Here is a 23,483-nt window from a genome sequence, read left to right as displayed (position 1 = left end):
AGGCCCTCTCGTGGGGCGACGATTGGACGGCTCATGGGATCGCGACTGGGCCGGTGGTGTGGTGGTGGTTGGGCCGGTGGTGGCGCTGCGGTTGGGCGAGTAGTGCGATGGCTGGACCAGTGGTGCGGCGATGGTAGGGCCACTCGTGTAGCGATCGTTGGGCCGATGGTGCGGCGATGGCTGGGCCGCTCGTGCGGCGATCGTTGGGCCCCTCGCGCGGCGATGACTGGCCCGGCGGCTGCACCGCTCCGAAAGCCGCGTCCGCACCGGGGCGCGGCCGGTGATCCGAGCCCGCACCGGGGTACGGCCGGTGATCCGAGCGCCCACCGAAAACGGCCGGCAATCGGCGCTCTCATCGCGGTACCGCCAGCCTTCGGTCCAACACGCCGGCTCCTGTGGAGATCACCAGCGCCAGCGCGGCGTAACAAAAGCCCGCCCCGATGTACAGCGGGAGCGGCTCCGCCAGGGCGAGATTCACCCGGTTCGTCGCCTCCGTCAGTTCCACCACCCCGACCGCCGCGGCGAGCGCTGTGTTCATCAGCAGCTGGATGGTCACGTTCCCGAGCGGCTGGATGATCGTGCGCAGCGCCTGCGGCAGCACCACCGCTGACAGTGACTGTCCGAAACCAAGACCCAGCGCCCGCGCCGCCTCCGCCTGGCCCCTCGCCACGCCGTTCACGCCCGCCCGCAGCGTTTCCGCGTAATACGAAGCCATGTACAGAGCCGTCGCGAGGACGGCGGTCGTGAACAAGCCGAAGCTGATTCCCACCATCGGCAGGCCGAATACGAACAACACCAGCCACACGGCGAGCGGAATGTTCTGGAACAGCTCGACATAACCCGCACCGAAAGCACGCAACGGGCGAACCGGGCAGATCCGGAACGCCGTGATGACCACCGCAAGCACGATCGCGCCCCCGGCGCTGAACACGGTCAGCAGCACCGTGTTCAGCGCGCCCTCGGCGAACTCCCCGAGGTGACCGCCCCACCCGGTCACGATCCCGGCACGGAACCCGTCTTGGGCGGCGCCGGCGCGTCACCCGGGATGACCGTCCCCAGCGTCTGCTTGTACGCCTCCTGCCACAGCCCCGCGGCCTGGATCTTCTCCAGCCACGCGTTGACGAACCGCTTGAACGTCTCGTCCCCGTGGTGGATCCCGATGCCGTAGGGGTCCTGCCCGAACGTCCCGCTGACGATCTGCACCTTGTCGTTCGTCTGCGCGTTCCCGGCCAGCTGCGTCAAATCGTTCACGTACACGTCGCCGCGCCCCTGCTCCAGGGCCGTCACGCACTCCGAGTTCGTGCTCAGCGTGATCACCTGCGCGGGCTCGTACTGCTGGACCAGCGCCGAACCGGTCGAGTTCGTCACCGCCAGCACCCGCTTGCCCTTCATGTCCTGCGGCTTGGTCACGCTGGAATCGCCCTTGCGCGCCATGATCGCCGGCCCCGACACGAAGTACGGCCCGGCGAAGGACACCTTCTCCGCCCGCGCGGGGGTGATCGAATAGGTGTGCAGAACCACGTCGACGGTGTTGTTCTGCAGCAACGCCTCACGGATCTGCGACGTGGAATTGACGATCTTGACGTTCGGCCGTCCCAGGATGTACTTCGCCAGCAACCGGCCGAGGATCGCGTCGAACCCCTCGGTCTGGCCGGTCGTCGGGTTCTGCTGGGACAGCAGCGGCGTGTCCAGCTGGCTCCCGATGAGGATCTGCCCGCGCTGTTTGATCGCCTGCGCGGTCGGGCTGGTCGCGAGGTCCGCGTCGGACGCCACCGGGGCCCGGTCGAGGAGGCTCTGCTCCTGGTTCGCGCTCCCGCTGGTCGGTACCGCGCCCCCGCTCGAGGTGCACGCGGTCACCGCGCCGAGCGCGACCGCCGTGAGCAGGGCCGCGAGGCGCCGTCGCCGTATCGAAGCCGTCATGGTGTGGCCGGATCCCTCCTGGACGTGGAGCCTGTCGCCTCTATCTACTCTCGGTAACGCAAGGGGTACCCGAACGGGTGGGAGTAGTTCACGAGTCAAGGCGCAGGATTGTGCAGGTCCAACGGCCGCGTCAAGACCTTGTGAGGTCTCGGCGGGTCTGATGGGACATTCACCGCCGTCCTGTCACAGCCGCGTCCCACCTTCCGGATAGTGAGATAGGTAACAGCTGGCGAGGGCTGATCCAGTGCACGCTGAGTCACGTGCATTCGCGGTGCCACTGAGACAGTTGGTGAGAATTCGTCACCGGGGTGACGGGTAAAGTTCGTGGTGAGAGCCCTCTGCCCGGCTTCCCTTTCATCCCGGCAGCCGATAGCCTCTACCCCAATCGGGTGGCCCCCTGTTAACCATTCACGTCCTGGTTCTCATGGCGTGGGACCCGAGTGCGGAAACGCGGAAACTGGACAGCTCGAACCGGGAAGGAAGTCCTCGGTGCCCCAGCCCACGAGCGGGGAGCGCGGTCGCAAGGCAGTGTCCCCGGCGGAGTCGCCTGTCGCACAGAGTAACGACGTCGGTGCGCAGGACAACGCGATCGGAGCATCGACCGGTGGTGAGCGCGGACGCCGTGTCCGTGGTCTCGCGAACTGGCGCGTCAACGCCAAGATCGCCGCGGTGGTCGCCGTGCCGACCGCCGCCGCGCTGTCCCTGGCCGGTCTGCGCGTGTACGACAGCTTCGACACGATGACCGTCTACCAGCACGCCGAACAACGCATCGAACTCAGCCAGAAGGTCGCCGCCGAGGTCGACGCGCTGCAGCGCGAGCGGGACGCGATGTCGGCGTGGATCGCCTCCGGCCGTCCGGCCGACCGGACCGAGCTCGACAACGCGATCCGAACCGCCGAGACCGCCGCCGACACCGTGCGCGGCGCGGTCGGCGAGGTCTCCGCGATCAGCGACGACGCCACCTCCGCGCGCTACCAGCAGGGCCTCGCGCGCCTCGACGGCCTGAGCCAGCTGCGGTCTTCGGCCGGCGCCGCGGACTTCCCGAGCCTGGCCGCCCAGGCCGGCTACACCGGCGTGATCGACGCGCTGCAGCTGATCGCCGACGAGTTCGACGCCGACGTCACCGACCAGGGCCTGCAGGACCGCCACGAGGCGCTCGGCTTCCTCGCCGACGCCAAGGAGTACTCCGCCCAGCAGAACTCCTACCTGCGCAGCGCCGCGATCCGCGGCAGGTTCGACCCGGCCGAGCTGAAGAACCTCACGACCGCGCAGTCGAACCTGGTCGCCGCGATCGACCGGTTCAGCGGCGTCGCCACCCCGCAGGCCCAGCTGGACTACTCGACCACGCTGTCCGGCCCGCAGGTTTCGCAGCGGTTCACCCTGCAGCAGCTGGCGTTGCTGCGCGCCCAGGCGAACCCGCCGCTCGCGCTGGCCATCGATCCGGCCGCGGTCGCGCAGTCCTCGTCGGACACGCTCAACCTGATCAGCCAGGTCCAGAACCGGCTGCTGGACGACGCCGCCGCCTACACGAACGGACTGATCAGCGAGCAGCAGCAGAACCTGCTGATCACGATCGCGATCATCCTCGCCGGGCTGCTGATCGTGCTCACGCTGATGTACGTCGTGGCGCGCTCGCTGATCCGGCCGCTGCGCACGCTGCGCTCGACCGCGCTGCAGGTCGCCGAGGTGCACCTGCCGGACGCGGTCGAGCGGATCATGCGCGAGGCCGACCCCGCCGCCGCCGCGGCCAAGGCGATCGAGCCGGTGCCGGTCCACACCACCGAGGAGATCGGCCAGGTCGCCCGGTCCTTCGACGTGGTGCACGGCCAGGCCGTCCGCCTCGCCGCCGAGCAGGCGCTGCTGCGCGACAACGTCAACGGCATCTTCGTCAACCTCTCGCGCCGGTCGCAGCGCCTGGTGGAGCGCCAGCTCGCGGTGATCGACCTGCTGGAGGCCGACGAGCAGGACCCCGACCACCTCGCAAGCCTGTTCGAGCTGGACCACCTGGCGACCCGGCTGCGCCGCAACGGCGAGAGCCTGCTGGTGCTCTCCGGCGCGGGACTGAGCAAGTCGATGCCCAAACCGGTCTCCGCGGCCGACGTGATCGGCGCGGCGGTGTCCGAGATCGAGCAGTACGCGCGGGTCGACGTCGGCGCGATCCCCGAGGTCGCCGTCCGCGGCCCGTCCGTGCACGACCTGGTGCACCTGCTCGCCGAGCTGCTCGACAACGCCACCTACTTCTCCGAGCCGGAGACCAAGGTCAGCGTCCGGGCCGTGGTGACCCGCAAGAAGGCGCTCGCCATCCAGATCACCGACCGCGGGGTCGGCATGTCGCCGGAGCAGATCGCCGAGGCCAACAAGCGCCTCGCCGACCCGCCGGACCTGGACGTGTCGGTGACCCGCCGGATGGGTCTGTACGTGGTCGCGCGACTGGCCCAGCGGCAGGGCATCGAGGTGCGCCTGCGGGAGAACGAGGACATCGACGGCGGCGTGATCGCGCGCGTCGTCGTGCCGCCGGACCTGCTTGGCCCGGTCGCGCAGGAGCCGATGCCGCGGCCGGCCGAGACGTCGTCGCCGAGCCTGCCGCCGGTGCCGGCGCAGCGCACGCCGTCGAACCTGGCGCGCCGCGAGCCGGCCCAGGACCAGACGACCGGTGTGCTGCGACCGCTGGACCAGCCGATCAGCCTCGACGACCTGGTCGCCGGCTCGTCCGACGCGGCCTTCCTCAGCCGGGGCAAGCCGCGGGCCGAGGAGCCGCCGTCGAACGGCTCCACCCCGCCCCGCGAGGAGCCGCCGAACCACTTCGGTTCGCTGGCCCTGCCCAAGCGCGAACCGCAGTACGTCCCGGTCACCGAGCAGCCGGCCGAGGAGCCGCAGCCGGCGCCGGAGAGCATCTTCGACGACGACGTGCCCACCAAGCGGCTGCCGATCTACCAGTCGGTTGTGTCGCGGTGGTTCAGTGCGGAGGGGGAGGACCCCGCCTCGGTGAGCGGAGACCTGGAGGAGGAACCCGCACCCGCCGCCGAACGAGCACCGGAGGCCGACGACAAAAGCGCCGATCTTTGGCACAGTGTGTCGGATGAGGGCTGGCGCGCGGCGCAATCCCTGCTCGAGTCGCGGGAGGAGGAGATCACTCCGGCCGGGCTGCCGAAGCGGGTGCCCAACGCGCACCTCGTCCCCGGTTCGATCCCGGTGGGCGAGCCCGATGCCTTCACCGACACCACCGTCGGCCGGCCGGGGCAGGGCGCACTGGCCCGCTCCGCCGAGGCGGCGCGCGAACGGATGGCGAGCTTCCAGCGCGGCTACGTCAGTGGCCGTCACGCGCTGCGGGAGAGCACGCCGGGCCCCTCTGACCAGGGCGACCCGGTGAGTGGCGGGGGAACCACCCCGCCGGACGAGGCAGTGAGGAGTGAGGAGTGACACGGGCGGGATCGCTGCAGCCGGGAGGCTCCACGCCGCAGGCGCCGCGGAACGGCTTCGCGTGGCTGATCACGGACTTCGTGCACCGGGTACCCGGTGCCGCGCACGCGGTCGTGGTGTCGGCGGACGGGCTGCTGCTGGCCGCGTCGCGGGGGCTGCCGAAGGACCGCGCGGACCAGCTGGCCGCGGTGGCATCGGGGCTGACCAGCCTGGCGCGGGGCGCGTCGAAGGTGTTCGAGGGCGGGCCCGTGGCGCAGACGGTGGTCGAGATGGCCAACGGCTTCCTGTTCCTCATGTCGGTGTCGGACGGGTCCTGCCTGGCCGTTCTGGGGTCCCCCGACAGCGACATCGGCCTCGTGGTGTACGAAATGACGCTTCTGGTGGATCGGGTCGGTCAGCAGATGACCCCCGAGATGCGGGCACAGCTCCAAGGAGCCGCGCGCGGTTGAGCGCGCCGGGCACGAGAGGGACTGCAGTGGACGGTGGGCAGCCGACGGGCGTGGGCTCGGGACGGCTGGACGACGACGCCGAAACCGCCTGGCCGGACGAGGCGCAGGCGGCGCGGACCGAGGACTGGAGCACGTTCCGGGCCAAGGTCGACCGCGCCTGGCGCCTGCGCCGGGCGGCGGCGGGCGAGAAGCGGTCCAGTACCCTGAGCGACCCCGAGCCACCGGGCTACGGGGCGACCGAATACCCGGAGATCTCCGGCGACCGGCTGCTGTCCGGTCCCGCATCGGACCTGTTCGGCGACTCCGGCGGGCCGCTGGCCCCGGCCGGTCAGCTGCCGTCCACGCCCGCCGCGGAGAGCCACCCCAGTTTCCCGCCGGTCCCGGCGCCGGTGGCGGCGGAGGAGACCTCCGGTCTGGTCCGGCCGTACTTCCGGACGCGCGGGCGGACACGTCCCAGCTACGATCTGGCGATCGAAGCACTCGTCTCGACCAGCGAGCGGGGACGGATGCTCGACCGGGTGCGAGTGCCCGAGCACCGGTCCATCTGCGGCCTGTGCCTGGACACGCGCTCCGTGGCCGAGGTGGCGGCGTACCTGCGCATGCCGCTGGGGGTCGCGCGGGTGCTGATCGGCGACGCCGTCGATCTCGGCCTGGTCCTGGTCCATTCCACGACGTCGGTCGTCGGCGATCGTCCCAGTATCGAGTTCATGGAGAGGGTGCTCAGTGGGCTTCGGAGAATTTGACTCCGACGCGAACACGTCGGCCGCGACGGGACCGACGCAGTCGGCCAAGATCGTGGTCGCCGGCGGCTTCGGTGCGGGCAAGACGACCCTGGTCGGCGCGGTCTCGGAGATCGATCCGCTGACCACCGAGGCGGTGATGACCGAGGCCAGCGTGTCGGTGGACGACACCACCGCCACCCCGAACAAGGTGACGACGACGGTCGCGATGGACTTCGGCCGGCTCTCGCTCGGCGACGACCTCGTGCTCTACGTCTTCGGCACCCCGGGGCAGCACCGGTTCTGGTTCATGTGGGACGACCTGGCCGTGGGCGCGATCGGCGCGGTCGTGCTGGTCGACACCCGGCGGCTGGCGGACGCGTTCCCCTCGATCGACTTCTTCGAGAACCGGAAGCTGCCCTACATCGTGGCGATCAACTGCTTCGACCGGCTGCTGCACCACCAGATCGAGGACGTCCGCCACGCGCTGACGATCTCCGAGTCGGTGCCGATCATCGCCTGCGACGCGCGGGAGAAGGAATCGGCCAAGCAGGTGCTGATCACCGTGGTCGAGCACGCGATCAACCGGGACCGCGCGTTACAACCGGGGTGATCGGGTAACCGTGCCGCCGGAAGGGTGAATCGATGTGAGATCACCCCGGGCGGCAAGCCACCAGGGCCGGGTTCGGCAATACCCTGGTCGGAATAATCGCAGAACAGGCTCGACCGGTGAGGAGGCACATGACGGCATCGGCACAGCAGTCGAGCGGCTTCGGCTTCGGCTGGCTGATCACCGACTTCGTGCGACGGGTCCCGGGCGCGGCGCACGCCGTGGTCGTCTCCACCGACGGTCTGTTGCTGGCCGGGTCGGAGGGGCTGCCCAAGGACCGGGCCGACCAGCTGGCCGCGGTCGCCTCCGGGCTGGTGAGCCTGACGTCCGGTGCCGCGCGGTGCTTCGAAGCGGGCTACGTGAACCAGACCGTGGTCGAGATGGAGCGCGGGTACCTGTTCCTGATGGGGATCAGCGACGGATCGAGCCTGGCGGTGCTGGCCGCGCCGAATTCCGACATCGGCACGGTCGCGTACGAGATGACGCTGCTGGTGGACCGGGTCGGGATGCAGATGACGCCGGAGCTGCGCAGTCAGCTCCAGGGTGGCGTGCGCTGATGCGGGGACTTTCGCAGGGGGCGGGCCGCCCCGGGGTCGACGCGTGGGACCGGCTGCACCAGGGCACCGAACGCGAGGGGATCGACTCGCCGGCGCGGTTCGTGCTGACGAAGAAGCCGGTGGTGTTGCCGGTGCGCACCCCGGTGCGGACGACGCCCGGTGTCGGGCGGACGGGTGCCGCGCCGGCTGCTGGGGCTTCGCGAGCTGGGTTGGGCGCCGGTGCCGCGTCGCGGGCCGGTCTGGAGGCCGGTGGCGGGGCTGCCGTCGGCGTGGGCGCCCGGGCAGGCGCTGCTGGGGCTCGTGCTCGTGGTGGGACCGGTGCCGGGCTCGCCGTCGGGGTGCCGCCCGCGCAGTCCAGGGGCCAGGAGACGTCGGTGCGGACGCGGATGATGATGCGCCCGTACGCCCGCACCGGTGGCCGGACCCGCCCGGACTACGAGCTTGCGCTCGAGGCGCTGGTGTCGACCACCGACCGGGGGCGCGTGCCGCAGGCCGTGACGGGCGTGCAGCACCGCAGGATCTGCGGGCTGTGCGCGGAGCCGCGGTCGATCGCGGAGATCGCGGCCTACCTGGACCTGCCGCTCAACGTGGTGAAGGTGCTGGTCAGCGACCTGGACAACGCCGGGTTGGTGCTGATCCACCAGTCCGGGCTGTCCTTCGGCGACCGCTCCTCGCGCGAGTTCATGAACCGGGTGCTGCAGGGCCTGCGGAGGCTCTGAGCTCTTTTCCCGCCGCCTCCCCGGGGCTATAGTCCATTGCCTCAGGCTATTACCTATAGCTAGGAGGCGGCGGCGTGGGTGGTACCCGGCGGCAGGAGATCCTGGACGCGGCCATCGCGGTAATGGCCGAACGCGGTGTGGCCGGCCTGAACCTGTCCGAGGTGGCGCGGCGCGTCGGTATCCGCCAGCCCTCGTTGTACAAGCACTTCCCGTCCCGGCACGCGGTGTACGACGAGTTGTTCCGGCTCGCCGCGCAGCAACAGCTCGAAGCCGCGCGCAAGGCGGCTTCCGCGGCTCGACCGGGTCTGGAGGCGCTCACCGCGTACGTGGAGGCGACCGGGCGCATCGCGCTCGCTCAACCCGTGCTCGCGCAGCTTCTGGGCAGCCGTCCGGTGCCCGACTTCGAACCGTCGCGGGAAGCGTTCCGTCCCAGCGTCGAGTACGTCGAGGATGTGCGGGCGCATCTGCGTGCGGCCGTCGAAGCCGGGGAGCTCGCCGAAGCCGCGGCCGAGGACGACGCCGTGGCCCTGATGTCGATCCTCGTGACGGGCACGCTGTCCCAGCAACTCGCGAACGAGCCGAACGCGGCCTATGACGAGGGCCGCTTCACGCGCCTCATTCCCCAGGTGCTCGACATGTTCGTCCGCTTCTACTCACCCGGAGGTCCACCATGACCCAGAGGCCCACTTTGACCCAGACCACCATGACACAGACGAGCACGATCGCCAGACCCCGCGCGCAGGACGCGGTTCGCCACGGTGAGGCCGAGCTGGCGGCGTTCCTGGCGCTGCTCGACCGCCTCGACGAGGACGACTGGAACCGGCCGACGGCCAGTGCGGGCTGGGACGTCCACGCGATGGTCGCCCATGTCGCCGGCCAGCACGAGGAGGGCTTTCGGCCCGTGCTGTTCCTCCGGCGCCTGCGCCGCGCGCGCCGCCGTTATCCGGAGAGGACCAGCCTTGACGCCCACAACGCCTACCAAATCGATCTGCTGGGCAAGCTTGGTCCTGGTGAGCTGCGCCGGAAGCTGGCGGCCGACGGTGCGAAAGCGCTGCGGGCCCGCCGGCGCGTGCCGGGATTCCTGCGCCGGCTCGGGATCGCGCGGTTCTTCCCGGAGGAGAAGCTGGTGGACCCCACCTTCGGCTACCTCCTCGACGTGTTGAGCAACCGCGACACCTGGATGCACCGCCTCGAGATCGCTCGCGCCACCGGGCGGCCCTTCGAGACCGGCGATCACGACCGCGCCGTCGTCGCCCAGGTGGTGCTGGAGCTCGCGCGGAGCTGGCCCGGTCCGCCGATCGTGCTCGAGCTGACCGGCCCGGCGGGGGACCGGTGGCGCCTCGGCACGGGCGATCCGGTCGCCACCGTCACCGTCGACGCCCTCGACTACCTCTGGCTGCTGTCCGGCCGCGACGGCGAGCCGGTGGTGAAGATCGACGGCGACGAGTCGGTCCGCGGTCGCGTCCTGGCCGCGCGCGTCGTGTTCTGACCTCAGTCGTCCACCAGGGCGGCCGAGGTGATCCGGTGCAGCGGGTACCGCTCGTCGTCCGTGCCGACCAGCACTCCGCCGCCCACGTGGGTCGGCGTGACGATGCGCTGGCTGGCCGTTCCGTGGGCGTCCACGTAGCCGATCCACACCTCGCGCCGCTCGCGGTGGGCTCGTGCGAGCAGCGCCATCGTGGCCGCCGTGTCGGAGCCCCCACCGCCGCCCGGCAGGCGCACGGCCGCCCCCTTGCGGCTCGCCGCCGCGCGGTCGCCCGCCCGGATGTGCGCGACCACCGACGCCGCCTGCTCGCCGGTCAACCCGGCGGGCTCGGGCACCACCCGCCGCGTCGCCCGCGGTCGCGCGGGCACCCGTCGTCCCGCCGGACGCAGGTCCACCACCCGCCCGTCCGGACCTTCCGCCGCCGGGGCGAACCCGGCCGCCCGCAACCCGTCCAGCACCTCGGCCAGCGGATACGGGCTGATCAGCACCGTCGGCGCGATCTTGCGCAGCTCGTACTCGCCGGAGACCGAGTTGCCCATCACCTCCGCGAGCAGCACCTCGTCGTCACACCGCAGGAACGAGCCCGCCGCCCCGCCGCGCAGCCTGCCGTGCCGCCGCGCGACGTCGTCGATCAGGTACGTCAGCGACTGCGGCACCTCGGTCGCCGACCGCTTCCGGAACAGTTCGTGCAGCTCGTCGGCGGTCCGGCCGGTGTCCAGCGCCCGCCGCACCGACGCCTCCGTGATCCGGTAGACCGTCGCGTGCCCGGCGGACTCGACGTCGGCCACCGCGGCGATCTCCGCGGCCAGGTCCATCTCCAGCGGCCCCGGCGCCACCACCGTCAGATCGGCCTGGACCAGCACGTGCCCGATCGGCTTGGGCATCGCGTCGTACACCGCGTTCAGCGCGCCCGAGCGGTCGCCGGCCAGCAGCGCCCCAGCCGCCGTGGTCAGCGCGCCCAGCGCGATCACGCCGAGCGCCGACGCCTCGGCGAACGTCCAGCGCACCGTCTCGTCCCGCAACCGCCCGCCGCGTCGCGGCGCCCGCCACGCGAGCAGCTCGACCAGGTCGTCCGCGCCGTGCACACCCGCGCCGCGCGGCAGCTCGGCCAGCGTGCCCAGCACCCGCCGCCGCGCCGCCGGTGCGAGCGGCCGCCGCAGGTCGTCGGACAACGGGACGATCGGCTTGTCCTTCGCGTCCCGCTGACCCACCAGCGCGGGCAGCCGCGGCAGGTCCAGCCACGCCTCGGCGAGGATGACCCACCGCTGCGCCGGCTCGGACGCCAGCCACGAATCGGCCAGCGTCGTGGGCACCCACTCCGGACTGGTGCTCTGGCTGTCCGCGACCAGTCCGGCCGCCACCGCCAGCTCGGCCAGCAGCGTGGCGCGGTTGTCGTCGGTGTCCAGTTCGCGCGCGAGCTTCCGCAGCTCACGCACCCCGAGCCCGCCGGACTTCAGCACCGGCGGCGGCTGGTCCGACCACTGCGCCAGCAGCGATTCGGTCTGCCGCAGGAACTCCATCGCCTCACCGGCGGCGGCCTCGTCCACTGTGGACTGCTGGTGCGGCCTGGTGGGCAGCTCCGGCTCCCGCAACGCCTTGGGCGAGCAGATCCGGCCGCCGCGCAGCGCGATCGCCACCTCGCGGGGCAGCTCGACCGTCTCGTCGTCGCGGCGCAGCAGCAGCCCGCGGGCGAGCAGCTTCTGCACCGGGGTCGCGCCCGCGGCCAGGGACGGTTCGGCCGCCGCGTCCCGGGTGCGCCCGATGGGCGGGCCGGCGGCGAGGGCGCCGAGCAGCCCGCGTTCGTCGTCGCCGACCTCGGCGAGGGCGGACTCGACGTCCAGCCCGGGCACGGACGCGCCGAGCCCGGCCGGGAACGGCCCGGCCAGCTCGCGCGCGGCCGGGACCACGCGGACCGCGTCGTCGTCGCCCCAGGCCAGCACCCGCGAACGCAGCCGGTCCACGGCCGGCCGGACGTCGGCGCCGACCAGCTCGGCGACCTCGGCGAGCGGGACGGCTTCCGTGTCGGCGTCGGCGACCAGCAGCGCGTCGAGCACGGAGAGGGTGAAGGTGTCCAGGTCCTCCATCGCCCTGGCGACCGATCCGGGGGTGCCGGCGCGGGTGGCCAGCACGGTGCTGTCGGACGGCGGCGGGGTCGCCAGGTCGCGCCTGGCCTGCAGGAGCACGCCCAGCTCGTCGTCGGACGCGGACCGCAGCCAGTCCGCCAGGGAGGTCGCGGGCATCACAGGTGAGGATACCCGCCCTGACCATCGGGTTCGGGCGGCTGTGAGGCAAACTGGGAGCCGTAGGTGCCGAGCACTGGAGGATGAAGTGGCGAAGGGCGACAAGGACAAGAAGAGCGGTCGTATCGACCCCACCTGGCCGCATCTGCCGGACGGCGAGCACCCGGTCACGGAGCTCTCCTCGGACCGCCAGGGCGCGCTGTCGCCGTTCGGGAACGTGACGTTCCCGCTCGACACCGTGCCGTACGTGCACCCCGAGACCGAGATCAACAAGTAGACAGCAGGGGGTTACTGCCGTGCCGGTTCCCGGCCCCGGGTATTCGATCACCGTTCGTGTCGAGGCGCCGCCGTCGGCGAGCGCCGCGGGCGACCTCACCTCGGCGGTGGGCCGGGTCGGCGGCGTGCTGACCGCGTTCGACGTGGTCGAATCCCACTCCGACGCGATCGTCGTCGACATCACGGCGAACGTCGCCAACGCCGATCACGTCGAGCACGTGCGCGAGGCCCTCGACGCGCTGCCCGGCGTCCGGGTGCGCAAGGTTTCCGACCGCACCTTCCTCATGCACCTCGGCGGCAAGCTGTCGGTGTCGCCCAAGGTCCAGCTCCGCAACCGTGACGACCTCTCCCGCGCGTACACGCCGGGCGTGGCGCGGGTGTGCCAGGCGATCGCGGCCAACCCGGCCGACGCGCGCCGCCTGACCATCAAGCGCAACACGGTCGCGGTCGTCACCGACGGTTCGGCCGTCCTCGGCCTGGGCAACATCGGCCCGGCCGCGGCCCTGCCGGTGATGGAGGGCAAGGCGGCGCTGTTCAAGAAGTTCGCCGACGTCGACGCCTGGCCGGTGTGCCTGGACACCCAGGACACCGAGGAGATCATCAAGATCGTCAAGGCGCTCGCGCCGGTGTACGCGGGCATCAACCTCGAGGACATCGCCGCGCCGCGCTGCTTCGAGATCGAGAAGCGGCTGCGCGAGCAGCTCGACATCCCGGTGTTCCACGACGACCAGCACGGCACCGCAATCGTCGTGGTCGCCGCCCTGCGCAACGCGCTGCGCGTGGTGGGCAAGGAGATCGAGGACTGCAAGATCGTGGTGAGCGGCGCGGGCGCGGCCGGCTCGGCGATCATGCGGCTGCTCATGCACAAGAAGCCGGGCGACATCATCGCCGCCGACATCAACGGCATCGTCCACCTGGGCCGGTCCGATCTGGACGACAACCTGCGGTGGCTGGCCGAGAACACCAACAAGGACAACGTGTCCGGCACGCTGCACGACGCGCTCGTCGGGGCCGACGTGTTCATCGGCGTGTCCGCGCCGAACCTGTTCGGGGCCGAGCAGGTCGCGACGATGGCGCCGAACCCGGTGGTGTTCGCGCTGGCCAACCCGGACCCGGAGATCGACCCGCTCGAGGCGCAGAAGCACGCGGCGGTCGTGGCCACCGGGCGCAGCGACTACCCGAACCAGATCAACAACGTGCTCGCGTTCCCCGGCGTGTTCCGGGGCCTGCTCGACGCGCAGGCGCACGAGATCACCGACGACATGCTGCTGGCCGCCGCGAACGCGATCGCCGACGTGGTGGACGACCGGCTCAACGCCTCCTACATCGTGCCGAGCGTGTTCGACTCGGCGGTGGCTCCGGCCGTCGCGGAGGCGGTCAAGGCGGCGGCCCGGAAGTCGGGCGCCACCAGCTGATGAGCCGCGCCGTCGAGGAGTCGAACCGGCGGATGCTGCGGGCCCGCGACGCGATGGACCGCGCCTACGCGCAGCCCCTCGACGTCGCGGCCCTGGCCCGGATGGTGCACGTCTCGGAGGCGCACTTCATCCGCACCTTCCGCGCCACCTTCGGCGAGACGCCGCACCGGTACCTGCAGCGGCGGCGGGTGGAGCGGTCGATGTTCATGCTGCGGGAAAGCGCCCGCAGCGTCACCGAGATCTGCTTCGCCGTCGGGTTCACCAGCCTGGGCACATTCAGCCGGACGTTCCGCGAGATCGTGGGGCAGTCGCCGTCGGAGTACCGCGCGTCCGGCCCTGGTGCGGGGCCCGCGCCGACGTGCTTCGCGATGGCCTGGACTCGACCGAGCAGTTTCGGAGAAGCCAGGGGCGGGGCTCGCTGATTAGCGTTGCGAGCATGTTCAACGCGATCACACTCTCCCAGATCTTCGTGACGGACCAGGACGAGGCGCTCGACTTCTACGTGGGGAAGCTGGGGTTCGAGGTCAAGGTCGACCAGGACCTCGGCTTCATGCGGTGGCTGACGGTCTGCGTGCCCGGCGAGCCCGGGCGCGAGATCCTCCTGGAGAAGCCCGGACCGCCCGCGATGGACGAAGCGACCGCTTCGCAGGTGCGCGAGCTGCTGGCGAAGGGCGCGACGGGCGGCTGGATCGGCCTGACGACCGACGACTGCCGCAAGACGTACGAGCAGCTGCTGGCGAAGGGCGTGGAGTTCACGCAGGAGCCGACCGAGCGCCCGTACGGCATCGACTGCGGGCTGCGGGACCCCTTCGGCAACGCGATCCGCATCAACCAGCCGGTGCGGGTGGGTTGAGCCGGTCCCCTCGGGGCGGGACCGGGCGTTTAGCCTTGTCGGCGTGAGTGAACTGAGCCACGTCGACGACAAGGGCGCCGCCCGGATGGTCGACGTCTCCGGCAAGGAGGCCACCGCGCGCACCGCGGTCGCCACCGGGGTCGTGCGCACCACGGCCGAGGTGATCGACCTGCTGTCCCGGGACGGCCTGCCCAAGGGCGACGCTCTCGCGACCGCCCGGATCGCCGGGATCATGGGCGCCAAGAAGGTCCCGGAGCTGATCCCGTTGTGCCACCAGATCGCCCTGTCCGGGGTGAAGGTCGAGTTCGACTTGGGGCAGGCGGAAGTGCGCATCACGGCGACCGTCAAGACCACCGATCGCACGGGGGTCGAGATGGAGGCGCTGACGGCGGTCGCCGTCGCGGGGCTCACCGTTCACGACATGATCAAGGCCGTCGATCCCGCAGCCACGTTGGACGGGGTCCGTTTGGAGCGCAAGCTCGGTGGCAAGTCCGGTGTCTGGGAGCGGCCATGAGCAACGACAAGCGCACCGCACGGGTGATCGTCGCGTCGAACCGGGCGTCGGCGGGGGTCTACGCGGACCACACGGGGCCGGTGATCGTCGGCTGGCTGCGGGAGCGCGGGTTCGACGTGCCGGAGCCGCGGGTGGTCCCCGACGGCGACCCGGTCGCGCAGGCCCTGCGCGAGGCCCTGCGTGATGACGTGCAGGTTGTCATCACGACCGGTGGGACCGGGGTGTCGCCGACGGACCGCACGCCGGACGTGACGGCGCCGCTGCTGGACCACCAGCTGCCGGGGCTCGCGGAGGCGATCCGGTCGGCCGGGCTGCCGAAGGTGCCGACGGCGGTGCTGTCGCGGGGCCTGGCCGGCGTGGCGGGGCGGACGCTGGTGGTGAACCTGCCCGGCTCACGCGGCGGGGTGACGGACGGGCTCGGCGTACTCGACGGCGTCCTGATGCACGCGGTGGACCAGCTCGCGGGCGGCGACCACCCGCGCCCGGCCACGGCTGGGACTGCGGGGGTGGCTGGGGCCCTGCCGGGGGCGGGCACCGCGGATGGCGCGACTGCGGCGGGTGCTGCAGGTGCGGCTGGGGCACCGCCGGAGGCGGGTGCCTCAGCGACCGCTGGAGAGCCCGAGGGCCTCAATGCGGCGGCCGGGGCAGGAACGGGCGCTGTCGCGGCCCAGGGGGCCGCTGGGGCGGTGGCCCCCGAGAGGGCGCCGGTCGCCCGGGAGACGGCCACTCAGGTGACGGCCAGCCAGGAGGCGGGCGCCCTGGAGACAGCCAGCGAGGAGACAGCCGCCCGGAAGACGGGCGCTCGGGAGACACCCGCCCGGAAGACGGGCGCTCGGGAGACGGGCGCTCGGGCGACGGGTGCCCGGGAGACGAGCGCTCGGGAGCCAGCCGCCCCGGGGGCTCCGCACATCGTGCGGGCTGAGGTGACCGATCGGGCCCTGTCGGTCGAGGAGCATGCTTCTCTTGTCGACGATCAGGCCGCTGGGGCGGTCGTCACCTTCGGCGGGGTCGTCCGTGATCATGATGGCGGGAAGGGCGTCAAGTCGCTGTTCTACGAGGGCCATCCGACCGCGGGGGACGTTCTCGCCCGCGTGGTGGCTCAGGTTGCCGGCCGCCGGAGGGGCGTGCGGGCCATCGCGGTCAGCCACCGGATCGGGGCGCTCGAGATCGGGGACGTGGCGCTGGCTTGCGCCGTCTCCGCCGACCACCGTGCCGAGGCCTTCGCGACCTGCGCCGAACTCGTCGACGAGGTGAAGGCCCAGCTGCCGGTGTGGAAGCACCAGCACTTCACCGATGGCACCGACGAGTGGGTCAACTCCCCCTGATCGTCGCCCGGCCCGCTTGGGGCCGGACGCGGCGGCACGGGTCACGAAAACCCGAAACCACCAGGGCGCCGGCGCCCCACCACCCGGGGGAGTGTGGTGGGGCTGCCGGACACCCCCAGCGTCACTTCGTGGCGATCTTCTGCCCGACCAGGATCAGGTTCGGGTTCGAGATGTACTGCGAGTTCAGCTCCTGAAGCTTCTGGTAGCCGCCCTCGACGTTGAACTTCTTGGCGATCCCGGACAGCGTGTCGCCCGCCACCACGGTGTAGTCACCGTTGGGGTTGGAGGCCGGGACGCTCACGGCCGGAGCCGGGGTGCTCTTCTTCGGCGTGCTCTTCGGAGCAGTGGCCTTCTTCGGCGTGGTGGCCTTCTTCTGGGTCGAGCCCTGGGTGTTGGAACCCTTGTAGCTCGCCGAAGAGCCGGCCTTCTTGCCACACACCGGCCAGGCGCCGATGCCCTGGCCCTGCAGGACGCGCTCGGCGACGGCGATCTGCTGCTCACGCGAAGCGTTCGCCGGGCTGCCGGTGCCGCCGTAGGCCTTCCAGGTGCTGGCGGAGAACTGCAGACCACCGTAGTAGCCGTTGCCGGTGTTGGTGCTCCAGTTGCCACCGCTCTCGCACTGCGCGATGGCGTCCCAGTTGACGCTGGCGGCCTGCGCGGGGGTCGCGGCGATCGCCAGCGGGGTGCCGACCGCGATACCCGCGACAGCGACGCGAGCGATGTTGCGAGCGGCGGGGGACATCTTGCGGTGCTTGCCTCGGTAGGACATTCCATCAACTCGATCTTCGCGCCGACGAGCATGGCTGCGAGGCGAACCCGGTAACGGGTCCTGCTCCACCCGGCGGGGTCCGGGGGAGCCAATCGGGCCTTCGCGGAAACGCTCGGGTCCAACCCTCTCCGTCCCTGTCCGGAAGATCTTCTTTCGCTCGGGGTTTGGTCCGGGATTCCGCCGGACAGGACTTGGCGCTCGGAATCCCGGTGTTGCCGTGGCCGGTCGGGGCCAGCCGAAAAGCGACGGTACGTAACGGCGAGCGTGATCGGAAATTATTCGAGGTGTGACCTACATCACAGTAACATCGAGCAACCTGTGCCGATCTCGTCGTTTCTCCTGGTCAGCGGGCCGTTACCTGGCCGTTTCCAAGTCGAGATATTTCACCGATCGTGAGGTCTGGGTCACGTCGTTTTGGCACGGTTGGACCATTCGTGAACCTCGTTCAACCGCCCGCGAAGGGCGGCAGGACGTCCAGTTCGGCCCCCTCCGGGAGGGGACGCGAGGGGTCGCGGACGGCCACGCCGTCGACGAGGAAGCTGGCCGCCTGGAGGATCCGCGGCAGGGTCTCCGGATGAAGATCACGGAGAGCGACCACCGCCTCGGCGACCGACGCGCCGGCCGGCAACTGGAGTACCTCTTCTTCCACGCCCGCGGCCGCGCGCGCGGACGCGAAATAGCGCACCAGGACGCTCACGGTCAAGATCTATCCCCCGATCGCGCTCATCGGCCGGATCGGCTGCGCGAAGCCGGCGTCGTTGATCTCGTGGCCGGCCAGCTTGCCCCACATGGTCATCCGCCAGGCCTGGGCGATCTCCTCGTCGCCGGCCCCGCCGCGCAGCAGCGCCCGCAGATCCGTCTCGTCGTTGCTGAACAGGCACGACCGGACGGCGCCGTCGGCGGTGAGCCGGGTGCGCTCGCAGGCCGCGCAGAACGGCCGCGTGACCGACGCGATGATCCCGACGTCGGCCGGGCCGCCGTCGACCAGCCAGCGCTCCGCCGGCGCCCCGCCGCGTGCCTCCGGGCTCGGCGTGAGCGTGAACTCCTTGCTGAGCAAGGAAAAGATCTCCTTCGCCGTCACCATGTCGGCGCGGTTCCAGCCGTGCTGGGCGTCCAGCGGCATCTGCTCGATGAAGCGCAGGTGGTAGCCGTGCTCGAGGCAGAACCGCAGCAGCGGCGCGGCCTCCTGCTCGTTGATCCCGCGCAGCAGCACGGCGTTCACCTTCACCGGGTCCAGCCCGGCGGCCCGCGCGGCGGCGAGGCCGTCCAGCACGTGGCTCAGCCGGTCGCGCCGGGTGATCTTCACGAACGTCTCGGGATCGACGGTGTCGAGCGAGATGTTGATCCGGTCCAGGCCCGCCTCGGCGAACGCGCGGGCCCGCTTGGCGAGCCCGATCCCGTTGGTGGTCATGGAAAGCCGGGGCCGTGGGCGCAACGCCGTGATCTCGGCGACCAGGTGCTCGAGCCCGGGCCGCAGCAGCGGTTCGCCGCCGGTGAGCCGGATGTCGGTGACCCCGAGGCGCTCGACCGCTATCCGCAGCAGGCGCACGAGCTCGCTGTCGGTGAGCACCTCCTCACCCGGCATCCACGGCAGGCCCTCCGCCGGCATGCAGTACGTGCAGCGGAGGTTGCAGCGGTCGGTCAGCGACACGCGCAGGTCCGTGGCGACGCGCCCGAACGTGTCGACGAGGGCGGGGTTGTCGGGGCGGGGCTGCGTGGTTCCGCGTGTGCCCGGCACGCGGGGGAGCCCGAGATCTACCGCACTCATTGACACCAGCCTAACCCGCGGACCGCACTGCCGATCCTCACTAGAATGTCTCGGTAGCAGAGTGTTTCAACCGCGGAGACGACTTGGGAAGGGACGCGCCGGATGCCGGAGGAAAAAAGGTACCCGGTGCCCCGCGAGGTGCTGGCGCGGTTCGCCGAGATCGGCCGCGAATCCAGCACCCTCGCCGTGCTCCGGCACGCCCAGATCGCCGAGAAGATGGGCCTGTCCGGCACCGACCACAAGGCCCTCGACCTGGCCGCCCGCGCCGACGGACCGCTGACCGCGGGCGAGATCGCCAAGCTCACCGGCCTGTCCACCGGTGCGGTCACCGGGGTGATCGATCGCTTGGAGCGCGCGGGATTCGTGCGACGGGTGCGGGACGTCAAGGACCGCCGCAAGGTCCTCGTCGAGGTGCTGCCGCTGGACGAGGAGAAGGTGGCGCCGCTGTTCGAGTCGGCGCTGGTGTTCACCGAGAAGGTGCTGGAGAAGTTCAGCCCGGCCGAACGCGAGGTCATCGAGCGCTACCAGAACGAACTGCTCGCCTTGATGCGCGACGACGTTCTCGGCGGCAACCCGTAGCTTTTCCGCAAATGCGGAAGTAATGTCCTCCGCATGCCGCAATTCCGGTTATCCGAGGCTGCCGAACTCCTCGGCGTCAGCGACGACACCGTCCGGCGCTGGGTGCGGGGCGGGCAGCTGACCGCCACCACCGACGGCGCCGGCCGCAAGGTCGTCGACGGCGCGGAGCTGGCCGCGTTCGCGCGGGAACAGGCCGCGCGGCCCAACGATCCCTCCGGCGTCGGCCGGTCGGCCCGCAACCGGTTCGTCGGCCTGGTCACCGACGTGGTCGTGGACAAGGTGATGGCCCAGGTCGAGCTGCAGTGCGGGCCGTTCCGCGTGGTGTCGCTGATGAGCGCGGAAGCGGTGCGCGAGCTCGGCCTCAAGCCGGGGTCACTGGCGGTTGCGGTGGTGAAGGCGACCACGGTGGTCGTGGAGACTCCGGGAGGACAGAGTTGAAGAAGCTGGGCGCCCTGCTGGCCGCGGCCGCGTTGCTGATCACCGGGTGCGGATCGTCCTCGGGCGGGAGTGAGAGCCGGACCCTGACCGTGTTCGCGGCCGCCTCGCTCACCGAGTCGTTCACCGCGCTCAAGACGGCCTTCGAGTCCGCGCACGCGGGCACGGAGGTGAAGTTCAACTTCGCCGGCTCGTCCTCGCTCGTGCAGCAGCTGTCCAACGGCGCGTCGGCCGACGTGTTCGCCTCGGCCGACCAGCCCAACATGGACAAGGCCGTGCAGGCCGGCGTGGTCGACGGCGCCCCGTCGGTGTTCGCGACGAACAAGCTGGCCATCGCGGTCGCGCCGGGCAACCCGAAGGGCATCAGGAGCTTCGCCGACCTGGCCCGCGACGGCCTGACCGTCGTGGTGTGCGCCCCACAGGTGCCGTGCGGCTCGGCGACGGAGAAGGTGGAGAAGAGCACCGGCGTCACGCTGAAGCCGGCCAGCGAGGAGCAGGACGTCAAGCAGGCGCTGAACAAGGTGCGGACCGGGGACGCGGACGCCGGGCTGGTCTACGTCACCGACGCCACGAGCGCGGCGGGCGCGGTCGACCGGGTCGACTTCCCGGAGGCGACCTCGGCCGTCAACTCCTACCCGATCGCCGTCGTCAAGAACGCCCCGCGGGCCGAGCTGGCCAGGCAGTGGGTCGAGTTCGTGCTGGGCGAGCAGGGCAGGGCCGAGCTGCGGAAGGCCGGTTTTGGCGCTCCGTAGGACCCGGCGGGTGCCGTGGGTTCTGTGGGTACCCGCGGCACTCGCCCTCGCACTCGTCGTGCTGCCGGTGGTCGGTCTGCTCGTGCGGACCGACCTCCGCCGCGTTCCGGGCCTGATCGTCACCGACGCCTCGCTCGCCGCGCTGCGGTTGTCGCTGGAGACGGCGGCCGTGTCGACGCTCGCCTGCGTCGTGCTCGGCGTGCCGCTCGCGGTCGTGCTCGCCCGCTCGACCGTGCCGGGCATCCGGATCCTGCGCGCGATCGTGCTGCTGCCGCTGGTCCTGCCACCCGTCGTCGGCGGGCTCGCGCTGCTCTACCTGCTGGGCCGCAAGGGGTTCCTCGGCTACCTGCTGAGCGTCACGGGCGGCGTGCAGATCCCGTTCACCACGACCGCGGTGATCATCGCGCAGACGTTCGTCGCGATGCCGTTCCTCGTGGTGAGCCTGGAGGGCGCGCTGCGCAGCGGCGGCGACCGCTACGAGCCGATCGCCTCGACGCTGGGCGCCCGGCCGTGGACGGTGTTCCGCCGCGTCACGATCCCGCTGCTGCTGCCCGCGCTCGGCTCGGGCGCGGTGCTCAGCTTCGCCCGCGCGCTGGGCGAGTTCGGCGCCACCATCACCTTCGCCGGCAGCCTCGAGGGCGTGACCCGGACGCTGCCGCTGGAGGTCTACACGCAGGCCGAGGTCGACGTGGACAGCGCGGTCGCACTGGCGCTGCTGCTGATCGTCGTCGCGATCGCGGTCATCGCGGTGGCCCGGCCGCGCGCGCTGGAGGGGACCGCCCGGTGAGCTTGCACGCCGAGATCGAGCTGACGCGCGGCACCTTCGGCCTGTCCGTGGACTTCGACGTGCCGGCCGGGAGCGTGCTGGCGATCCTCGGCCCGAACGGGTCCGGCAAGTCCAGCATCCTCGGCTGCCTGGCCGGGTTGTTCCGCCCGGACCACGCCGTGATCACCCTCGGCGGCCGGGACCTGCACGACCTCCCGGCGCACGACCGGGCGGTCGGGCTGCTGTCCCAGGACGCGCTGCTGTTCCCGCACCTGTCCGTTGTGGACAACGTCGCGTTTTCGCCGCGGTCCAAGGGCAAGAGCCGCGCGCAGGCGCGGGAGATCGCCCGGCGCTGGCTGGCCGAAGTGGACGCCGCCGAGTTCGCCGACCGCAAGCCCGGGCAGCTCTCCGGCGGCCAGGCGCAGCGCGTCGCGGTCGCCCGCGCCCTGGCGGGCAACCCGGACCTGCTGCTGCTCGACGAGCCGCTCGCCGCGCTCGACGTCGACGCCGCCCCGGCGATCCGCGGCCTGCTGCGCCGGGTCCTGGCCGCCGACCCGCACCGCGCGACCGTGCTGGTCACCCACGATCCGCTGGACGCGCTGGCCCTGGCCGACCACGTCGTCGTGCTGGCCGCCGGCCGGGTGGTCGAACGCGGTCCGACGCGTGAGGTGCTGGCCGCGCCCCGGACGGCGTTCACCGCGCGGATCGCCGGGCTCAACCTGGTCCCCGGCACGGCGGTCGAGGGTGGTCTGCGGACCGCCGACGGCAGCCTGGTGGCCGGCATCCGGTCGCCGGACGCGGTCGAGAACGAGCCCGCCGTCGCGGTGTTCGAACCCAGCGCGGTGTCGGTCCACCCCGCGGCGGAGGGACCCCACGGCAGCCCGCGCAACACGATCGAGGCGGTCGTCGGCGCGCTCGAACCACACGGACCGGTGATCCGGGTGCGGGCCGCGGGGGCCGGCTGGGCGGCGGGCCTGTCCGCCGACCTCACCCCGGACGCGGTCGCCGACCTGCGCCTGGAGCCGGGTGTGCCGGTCCGGCTCGCGATCAAGGCCACCGCGGTGACGGTGCACCCGGCTAGTCTTCAGGCATGAGCCGTTGGACGTATCTGACCGACATGGACGGCGTGCTGGTGCACGAGGAGCACCTGGTGCCCGGCGCCGACGAGTTCCTCGCCGAGCTGCGGGCCAACGACACCCCGTTCCTGGTGCTGACCAACAACTCCATCTACACCCCGCGGGACCTTCGGGCGCGGCTGCTGCGCACCGGGCTGGACGTGCCCGAGGAGCGCATCTGGACCTCCGCGCTGGCGACCGCGAAGTTCCTGCACAGCCAGCGCCCCGGCGGGTCGGCGTTCGTCATCGGCGAGGCCGGGCTGACCACCGCGCTGCACGAGGCCGGGTACGTGCTCACCGACCGCGACCCGGACTACGTCGTGCTCGGCGAGACCCGCACGTACAGCTTCACCGCGATCACCCGCGCCATCCGGCTCATCGAGGCGGGGGCGAAGTTCATCGCCACCAACCCGGACGCCACCGGGCCCAGCCTGGAGGGCAGCCTGCCGGCGACCGGGTCGATAGCCGCGCTCATCGAGCGGGCCACCGGGCGGCAGCCGTACTTCGTGGGCAAGCCGAACCCGCTGATGATGCGGTCGGCGCTGCGCAGCCTCGGCGCGCACTCCGAGGGCACGGTCATGATCGGCGACCGGATGGACACCGACGTGCACTCCGGGATCGAGGCCGGGCTGCAGACGATCCTGGTGCTCACCGGCATCTCCACGAAGGAGTCGGCCGAGCGGTACCCGTACCGGCCGACGCTGGTGCTCGACTCGATCGCCGACCTGGTCGGCCGTACGCAGGACCCGTTCGGGGACGGGGCGGTGCTCACCTGACCTGCGGCAACCGCCTATCG

The 23,483-nt window shown here is 71.6% G+C and carries 25 protein-coding genes and 2 pseudogenes; 21 read left to right on the top strand and 6 right to left on the bottom strand.

Annotation, left to right across the window (positions count from 1 at the left end):
- Positions 1 to 352: 352 nt before the first annotated feature.
- Both IE290_RS19380 and IE290_RS19375 read right to left on the bottom strand, forming a co-directional pair.
- Positions 353 to 997: an amino acid ABC transporter permease gene (locus IE290_RS19380; protein ID WP_191246034.1), complete on the bottom strand. Its 645-nt coding sequence runs from the start codon at positions 995 to 997 to the stop codon at positions 353 to 355.
- On the bottom strand, positions 994 to 1,920 hold the full coding sequence (locus tag IE290_RS19375) for a glutamate ABC transporter substrate-binding protein (RefSeq protein ID WP_191246033.1): 927 nt from the start codon (positions 1,918 to 1,920) through the stop codon (positions 994 to 996). Before IE290_RS19375 ends, IE290_RS19380 begins: the two co-directional genes overlap by 4 nt.
- 528 nt (positions 1,921 to 2,448) lie before the next feature.
- On the opposite strand from IE290_RS19375, the gene IE290_RS19370 reads away from it, so the two are divergent.
- From IE290_RS19370 to IE290_RS19335, 8 genes are all read left to right on the top strand, one after another.
- Positions 2,449 to 5,340, top strand: coding sequence for a sensor histidine kinase (locus tag IE290_RS19370; RefSeq protein ID WP_191246323.1), 2,892 nt, complete (start codon positions 2,449 to 2,451; stop codon positions 5,338 to 5,340).
- The gene (locus IE290_RS19365) at positions 5,337 to 5,789 is read left to right on the top strand and encodes a roadblock/LC7 domain-containing protein (protein WP_017985274.1); all 453 of its coding nucleotides are present in this window, start codon (positions 5,337 to 5,339) and stop codon (positions 5,787 to 5,789) included. The genes IE290_RS19370 and IE290_RS19365 overlap by 4 nt, the downstream gene beginning before the upstream one ends.
- 26 nt (positions 5,790 to 5,815) lie before the next feature.
- Complete coding sequence (locus tag IE290_RS19360; protein ID WP_191246032.1) at positions 5,816 to 6,532, top strand: DUF742 domain-containing protein; 717 nt, start codon at positions 5,816 to 5,818, stop codon at positions 6,530 to 6,532.
- A complete protein-coding gene (locus tag IE290_RS19355; protein WP_116111324.1) occupies positions 6,513 to 7,121 on the top strand; it encodes a GTP-binding protein in 609 nt (202 codons plus the stop codon). Before IE290_RS19360 ends, IE290_RS19355 begins: the two co-directional genes overlap by 20 nt.
- A 128-nt stretch (positions 7,122 to 7,249) precedes the next feature.
- Entirely contained in the window at positions 7,250 to 7,675 is a 426-nt protein-coding gene (locus IE290_RS19350) for a roadblock/LC7 domain-containing protein (protein WP_191246031.1), read from the top strand.
- Entirely contained in the window at positions 7,675 to 8,394 is a 720-nt protein-coding gene (locus IE290_RS37940; protein ID WP_229874601.1) for a DUF742 domain-containing protein, read from the top strand. Before IE290_RS19350 ends, IE290_RS37940 begins: the two co-directional genes overlap by 1 nt.
- 74 nt (positions 8,395 to 8,468) lie before the next feature.
- Complete coding sequence (locus IE290_RS19340) at positions 8,469 to 9,068, top strand: TetR/AcrR family transcriptional regulator (protein ID WP_191246030.1); 600 nt, start codon at positions 8,469 to 8,471, stop codon at positions 9,066 to 9,068.
- 29 nt (positions 9,069 to 9,097) lie between these two features.
- Positions 9,098 to 9,883 (top strand): maleylpyruvate isomerase family mycothiol-dependent enzyme, encoded by a 786-nt coding sequence (locus IE290_RS19335; RefSeq protein ID WP_191246029.1) that lies wholly within the window; start codon positions 9,098 to 9,100, stop codon positions 9,881 to 9,883.
- 2 nt (positions 9,884 to 9,885) lie between these two features.
- On the opposite strand, the gene IE290_RS19330 is transcribed toward IE290_RS19335, so the two are convergent.
- Positions 9,886 to 12,120, bottom strand: a complete 2,235-nt coding sequence (locus tag IE290_RS19330; protein WP_191246028.1) for a helicase-associated domain-containing protein — start codon at positions 12,118 to 12,120, stop codon at positions 9,886 to 9,888.
- Between the two features lie 88 nt (positions 12,121 to 12,208).
- On the opposite strand from IE290_RS19330, the gene IE290_RS19325 reads away from it, so the two are divergent.
- From IE290_RS19325 to IE290_RS38670, 7 genes and pseudogenes are all read left to right on the top strand, one after another.
- Positions 12,209 to 12,397, top strand: a complete 189-nt coding sequence (locus IE290_RS19325) for a hypothetical protein (protein ID WP_191246027.1) — start codon at positions 12,209 to 12,211, stop codon at positions 12,395 to 12,397.
- A 19-nt stretch (positions 12,398 to 12,416) separates the two neighbouring features.
- Positions 12,417 to 13,811, top strand: coding sequence for an NAD-dependent malic enzyme (locus IE290_RS19320; RefSeq protein ID WP_191246026.1), 1,395 nt, complete (start codon positions 12,417 to 12,419; stop codon positions 13,809 to 13,811).
- Complete coding sequence (locus IE290_RS19315; RefSeq protein ID WP_191246025.1) at positions 13,811 to 14,233, top strand: helix-turn-helix domain-containing protein; 423 nt, start codon at positions 13,811 to 13,813, stop codon at positions 14,231 to 14,233. Before IE290_RS19320 ends, IE290_RS19315 begins: the two co-directional genes overlap by 1 nt.
- Positions 14,234 to 14,247: 14 nt before the next feature.
- Positions 14,248 to 14,664, top strand: coding sequence for a VOC family protein (locus tag IE290_RS19310; protein WP_191246024.1), 417 nt, complete (start codon positions 14,248 to 14,250; stop codon positions 14,662 to 14,664).
- A gap of 43 nt (positions 14,665 to 14,707) precedes the next feature.
- On the top strand, positions 14,708 to 15,178 hold the full coding sequence (gene moaC, locus IE290_RS19305; RefSeq protein WP_191246023.1) for a cyclic pyranopterin monophosphate synthase MoaC: 471 nt from the start codon (positions 14,708 to 14,710) through the stop codon (positions 15,176 to 15,178).
- Positions 15,175 to 15,681 (top strand): annotated as a pseudogene (locus IE290_RS38675) (MogA/MoaB family molybdenum cofactor biosynthesis protein); the annotation flags it as partial. The gene moaC and the pseudogene IE290_RS38675, both read left to right, overlap by 4 nt.
- 408 nt (positions 15,682 to 16,089) lie before the next feature.
- Positions 16,090 to 16,503, top strand: a pseudogene (locus IE290_RS38670) (molybdenum cofactor biosynthesis protein MoaE); the annotation flags it as partial.
- 121 nt (positions 16,504 to 16,624) lie between these two features.
- On the opposite strand, the gene IE290_RS19295 reads toward IE290_RS38670, so the two are convergent.
- The 3 genes from IE290_RS19295 to moaA form a co-directional block, all read right to left on the bottom strand.
- Positions 16,625 to 17,272 (bottom strand): transglycosylase family protein, encoded by a 648-nt coding sequence (locus IE290_RS19295; protein ID WP_191246021.1) that lies wholly within the window; start codon positions 17,270 to 17,272, stop codon positions 16,625 to 16,627.
- Between the two features lie 445 nt (positions 17,273 to 17,717).
- The gene (locus IE290_RS19290; protein ID WP_191246020.1) at positions 17,718 to 17,969 is read right to left on the bottom strand and encodes a MoaD/ThiS family protein; all 252 of its coding nucleotides are present in this window, start codon (positions 17,967 to 17,969) and stop codon (positions 17,718 to 17,720) included.
- A 9-nt stretch (positions 17,970 to 17,978) separates the two neighbouring features.
- Positions 17,979 to 19,040, bottom strand: a complete 1,062-nt coding sequence (moaA, locus tag IE290_RS19285; RefSeq protein WP_191246019.1) for a GTP 3',8-cyclase MoaA — start codon at positions 19,038 to 19,040, stop codon at positions 17,979 to 17,981.
- Between the two features lie 102 nt (positions 19,041 to 19,142).
- On the opposite strand from moaA, the gene IE290_RS19280 reads away from it, so the two are divergent.
- The 6 genes from IE290_RS19280 to IE290_RS19255 are packed head-to-tail and all read left to right on the top strand — an operon-like array spanning position 19,143 to position 23,463.
- Positions 19,143 to 19,619, top strand: coding sequence for a MarR family transcriptional regulator (locus IE290_RS19280; RefSeq protein ID WP_191246018.1), 477 nt, complete (start codon positions 19,143 to 19,145; stop codon positions 19,617 to 19,619).
- A gap of 33 nt (positions 19,620 to 19,652) precedes the next feature.
- The gene (locus tag IE290_RS19275) at positions 19,653 to 20,057 is read left to right on the top strand and encodes a TOBE domain-containing protein (protein ID WP_191246017.1); all 405 of its coding nucleotides are present in this window, start codon (positions 19,653 to 19,655) and stop codon (positions 20,055 to 20,057) included.
- Positions 20,054 to 20,806 (top strand): molybdate ABC transporter substrate-binding protein, encoded by a 753-nt coding sequence (gene modA / locus IE290_RS19270; protein WP_191246016.1) that lies wholly within the window; start codon positions 20,054 to 20,056, stop codon positions 20,804 to 20,806. The genes IE290_RS19275 and modA overlap by 4 nt, the downstream gene beginning before the upstream one ends.
- 10 nt (positions 20,807 to 20,816) lie before the next feature.
- Positions 20,817 to 21,593 (top strand): ABC transporter permease, encoded by a 777-nt coding sequence (locus tag IE290_RS19265; protein WP_191246015.1) that lies wholly within the window; start codon positions 20,817 to 20,819, stop codon positions 21,591 to 21,593.
- Positions 21,590 to 22,666, top strand: coding sequence for a sulfate/molybdate ABC transporter ATP-binding protein (locus IE290_RS19260; protein ID WP_191246014.1), 1,077 nt, complete (start codon positions 21,590 to 21,592; stop codon positions 22,664 to 22,666). The genes IE290_RS19265 and IE290_RS19260 overlap by 4 nt, the downstream gene beginning before the upstream one ends.
- Positions 22,663 to 23,463, top strand: a complete 801-nt coding sequence (locus IE290_RS19255) for an HAD-IIA family hydrolase (RefSeq protein ID WP_191246013.1) — start codon at positions 22,663 to 22,665, stop codon at positions 23,461 to 23,463. Before IE290_RS19260 ends, IE290_RS19255 begins: the two co-directional genes overlap by 4 nt.
- Positions 23,464 to 23,483: the final 20 nt, after the last annotated feature.

It is taken from the genome of Amycolatopsis deserti (assembly GCF_014653945.1).
Classification (GTDB): domain Bacteria; phylum Actinomycetota; class Actinomycetes; order Mycobacteriales; family Pseudonocardiaceae; genus Amycolatopsis_E; species Amycolatopsis_E deserti.
The sequence above is the reverse complement of the archived record's forward strand: the minus strand, read 5'-3'. Positions and strand labels throughout refer to the sequence as shown.

Bases quoted from the DNA above. Each gene is read 5' to 3' on its own strand.
- IE290_RS19375 (WP_191246033.1), bottom strand. From the start codon at position 1,920: ATGACGGCTTCGATACGGCGACGGCGCCTCGCGGCCCTGCTCACGGCG.
- IE290_RS19350 (WP_191246031.1), top strand. From the start codon at position 7,250: ATGACGGCATCGGCACAGCAGTCGAGCGGCTTCGGCTTCGGCTGGCTG.
- IE290_RS37940 (WP_229874601.1), top strand. From the start codon at position 7,675: ATGCGGGGACTTTCGCAGGGGGCGGGCCGCCCCGGGGTCGACGCGTGG.
- IE290_RS19335 (WP_191246029.1), top strand. From the start codon at position 9,098: ATGACACAGACGAGCACGATCGCCAGACCCCGCGCGCAGGACGCGGTT.
- IE290_RS19330 (WP_191246028.1), bottom strand. From the start codon at position 12,120: ATGCCCGCGACCTCCCTGGCGGACTGGCTGCGGTCCGCGTCCGACGAC.
- IE290_RS19315 (WP_191246025.1), top strand. From the start codon at position 13,811: ATGAGCCGCGCCGTCGAGGAGTCGAACCGGCGGATGCTGCGGGCCCGC.
- IE290_RS19310 (WP_191246024.1), top strand. From the start codon at position 14,248: ATGTTCAACGCGATCACACTCTCCCAGATCTTCGTGACGGACCAGGAC.
- IE290_RS19295 (WP_191246021.1), bottom strand. From the start codon at position 17,272: ATGTCCTACCGAGGCAAGCACCGCAAGATGTCCCCCGCCGCTCGCAAC.
- moaA (WP_191246019.1), bottom strand. From the start codon at position 19,040: ATGAGTGCGGTAGATCTCGGGCTCCCCCGCGTGCCGGGCACACGCGGA.
- IE290_RS19280 (WP_191246018.1), top strand. From the start codon at position 19,143: ATGCCGGAGGAAAAAAGGTACCCGGTGCCCCGCGAGGTGCTGGCGCGG.
- IE290_RS19275 (WP_191246017.1), top strand. From the start codon at position 19,653: ATGCCGCAATTCCGGTTATCCGAGGCTGCCGAACTCCTCGGCGTCAGC.
- IE290_RS19255 (WP_191246013.1), top strand. From the start codon at position 22,663: ATGAGCCGTTGGACGTATCTGACCGACATGGACGGCGTGCTGGTGCAC.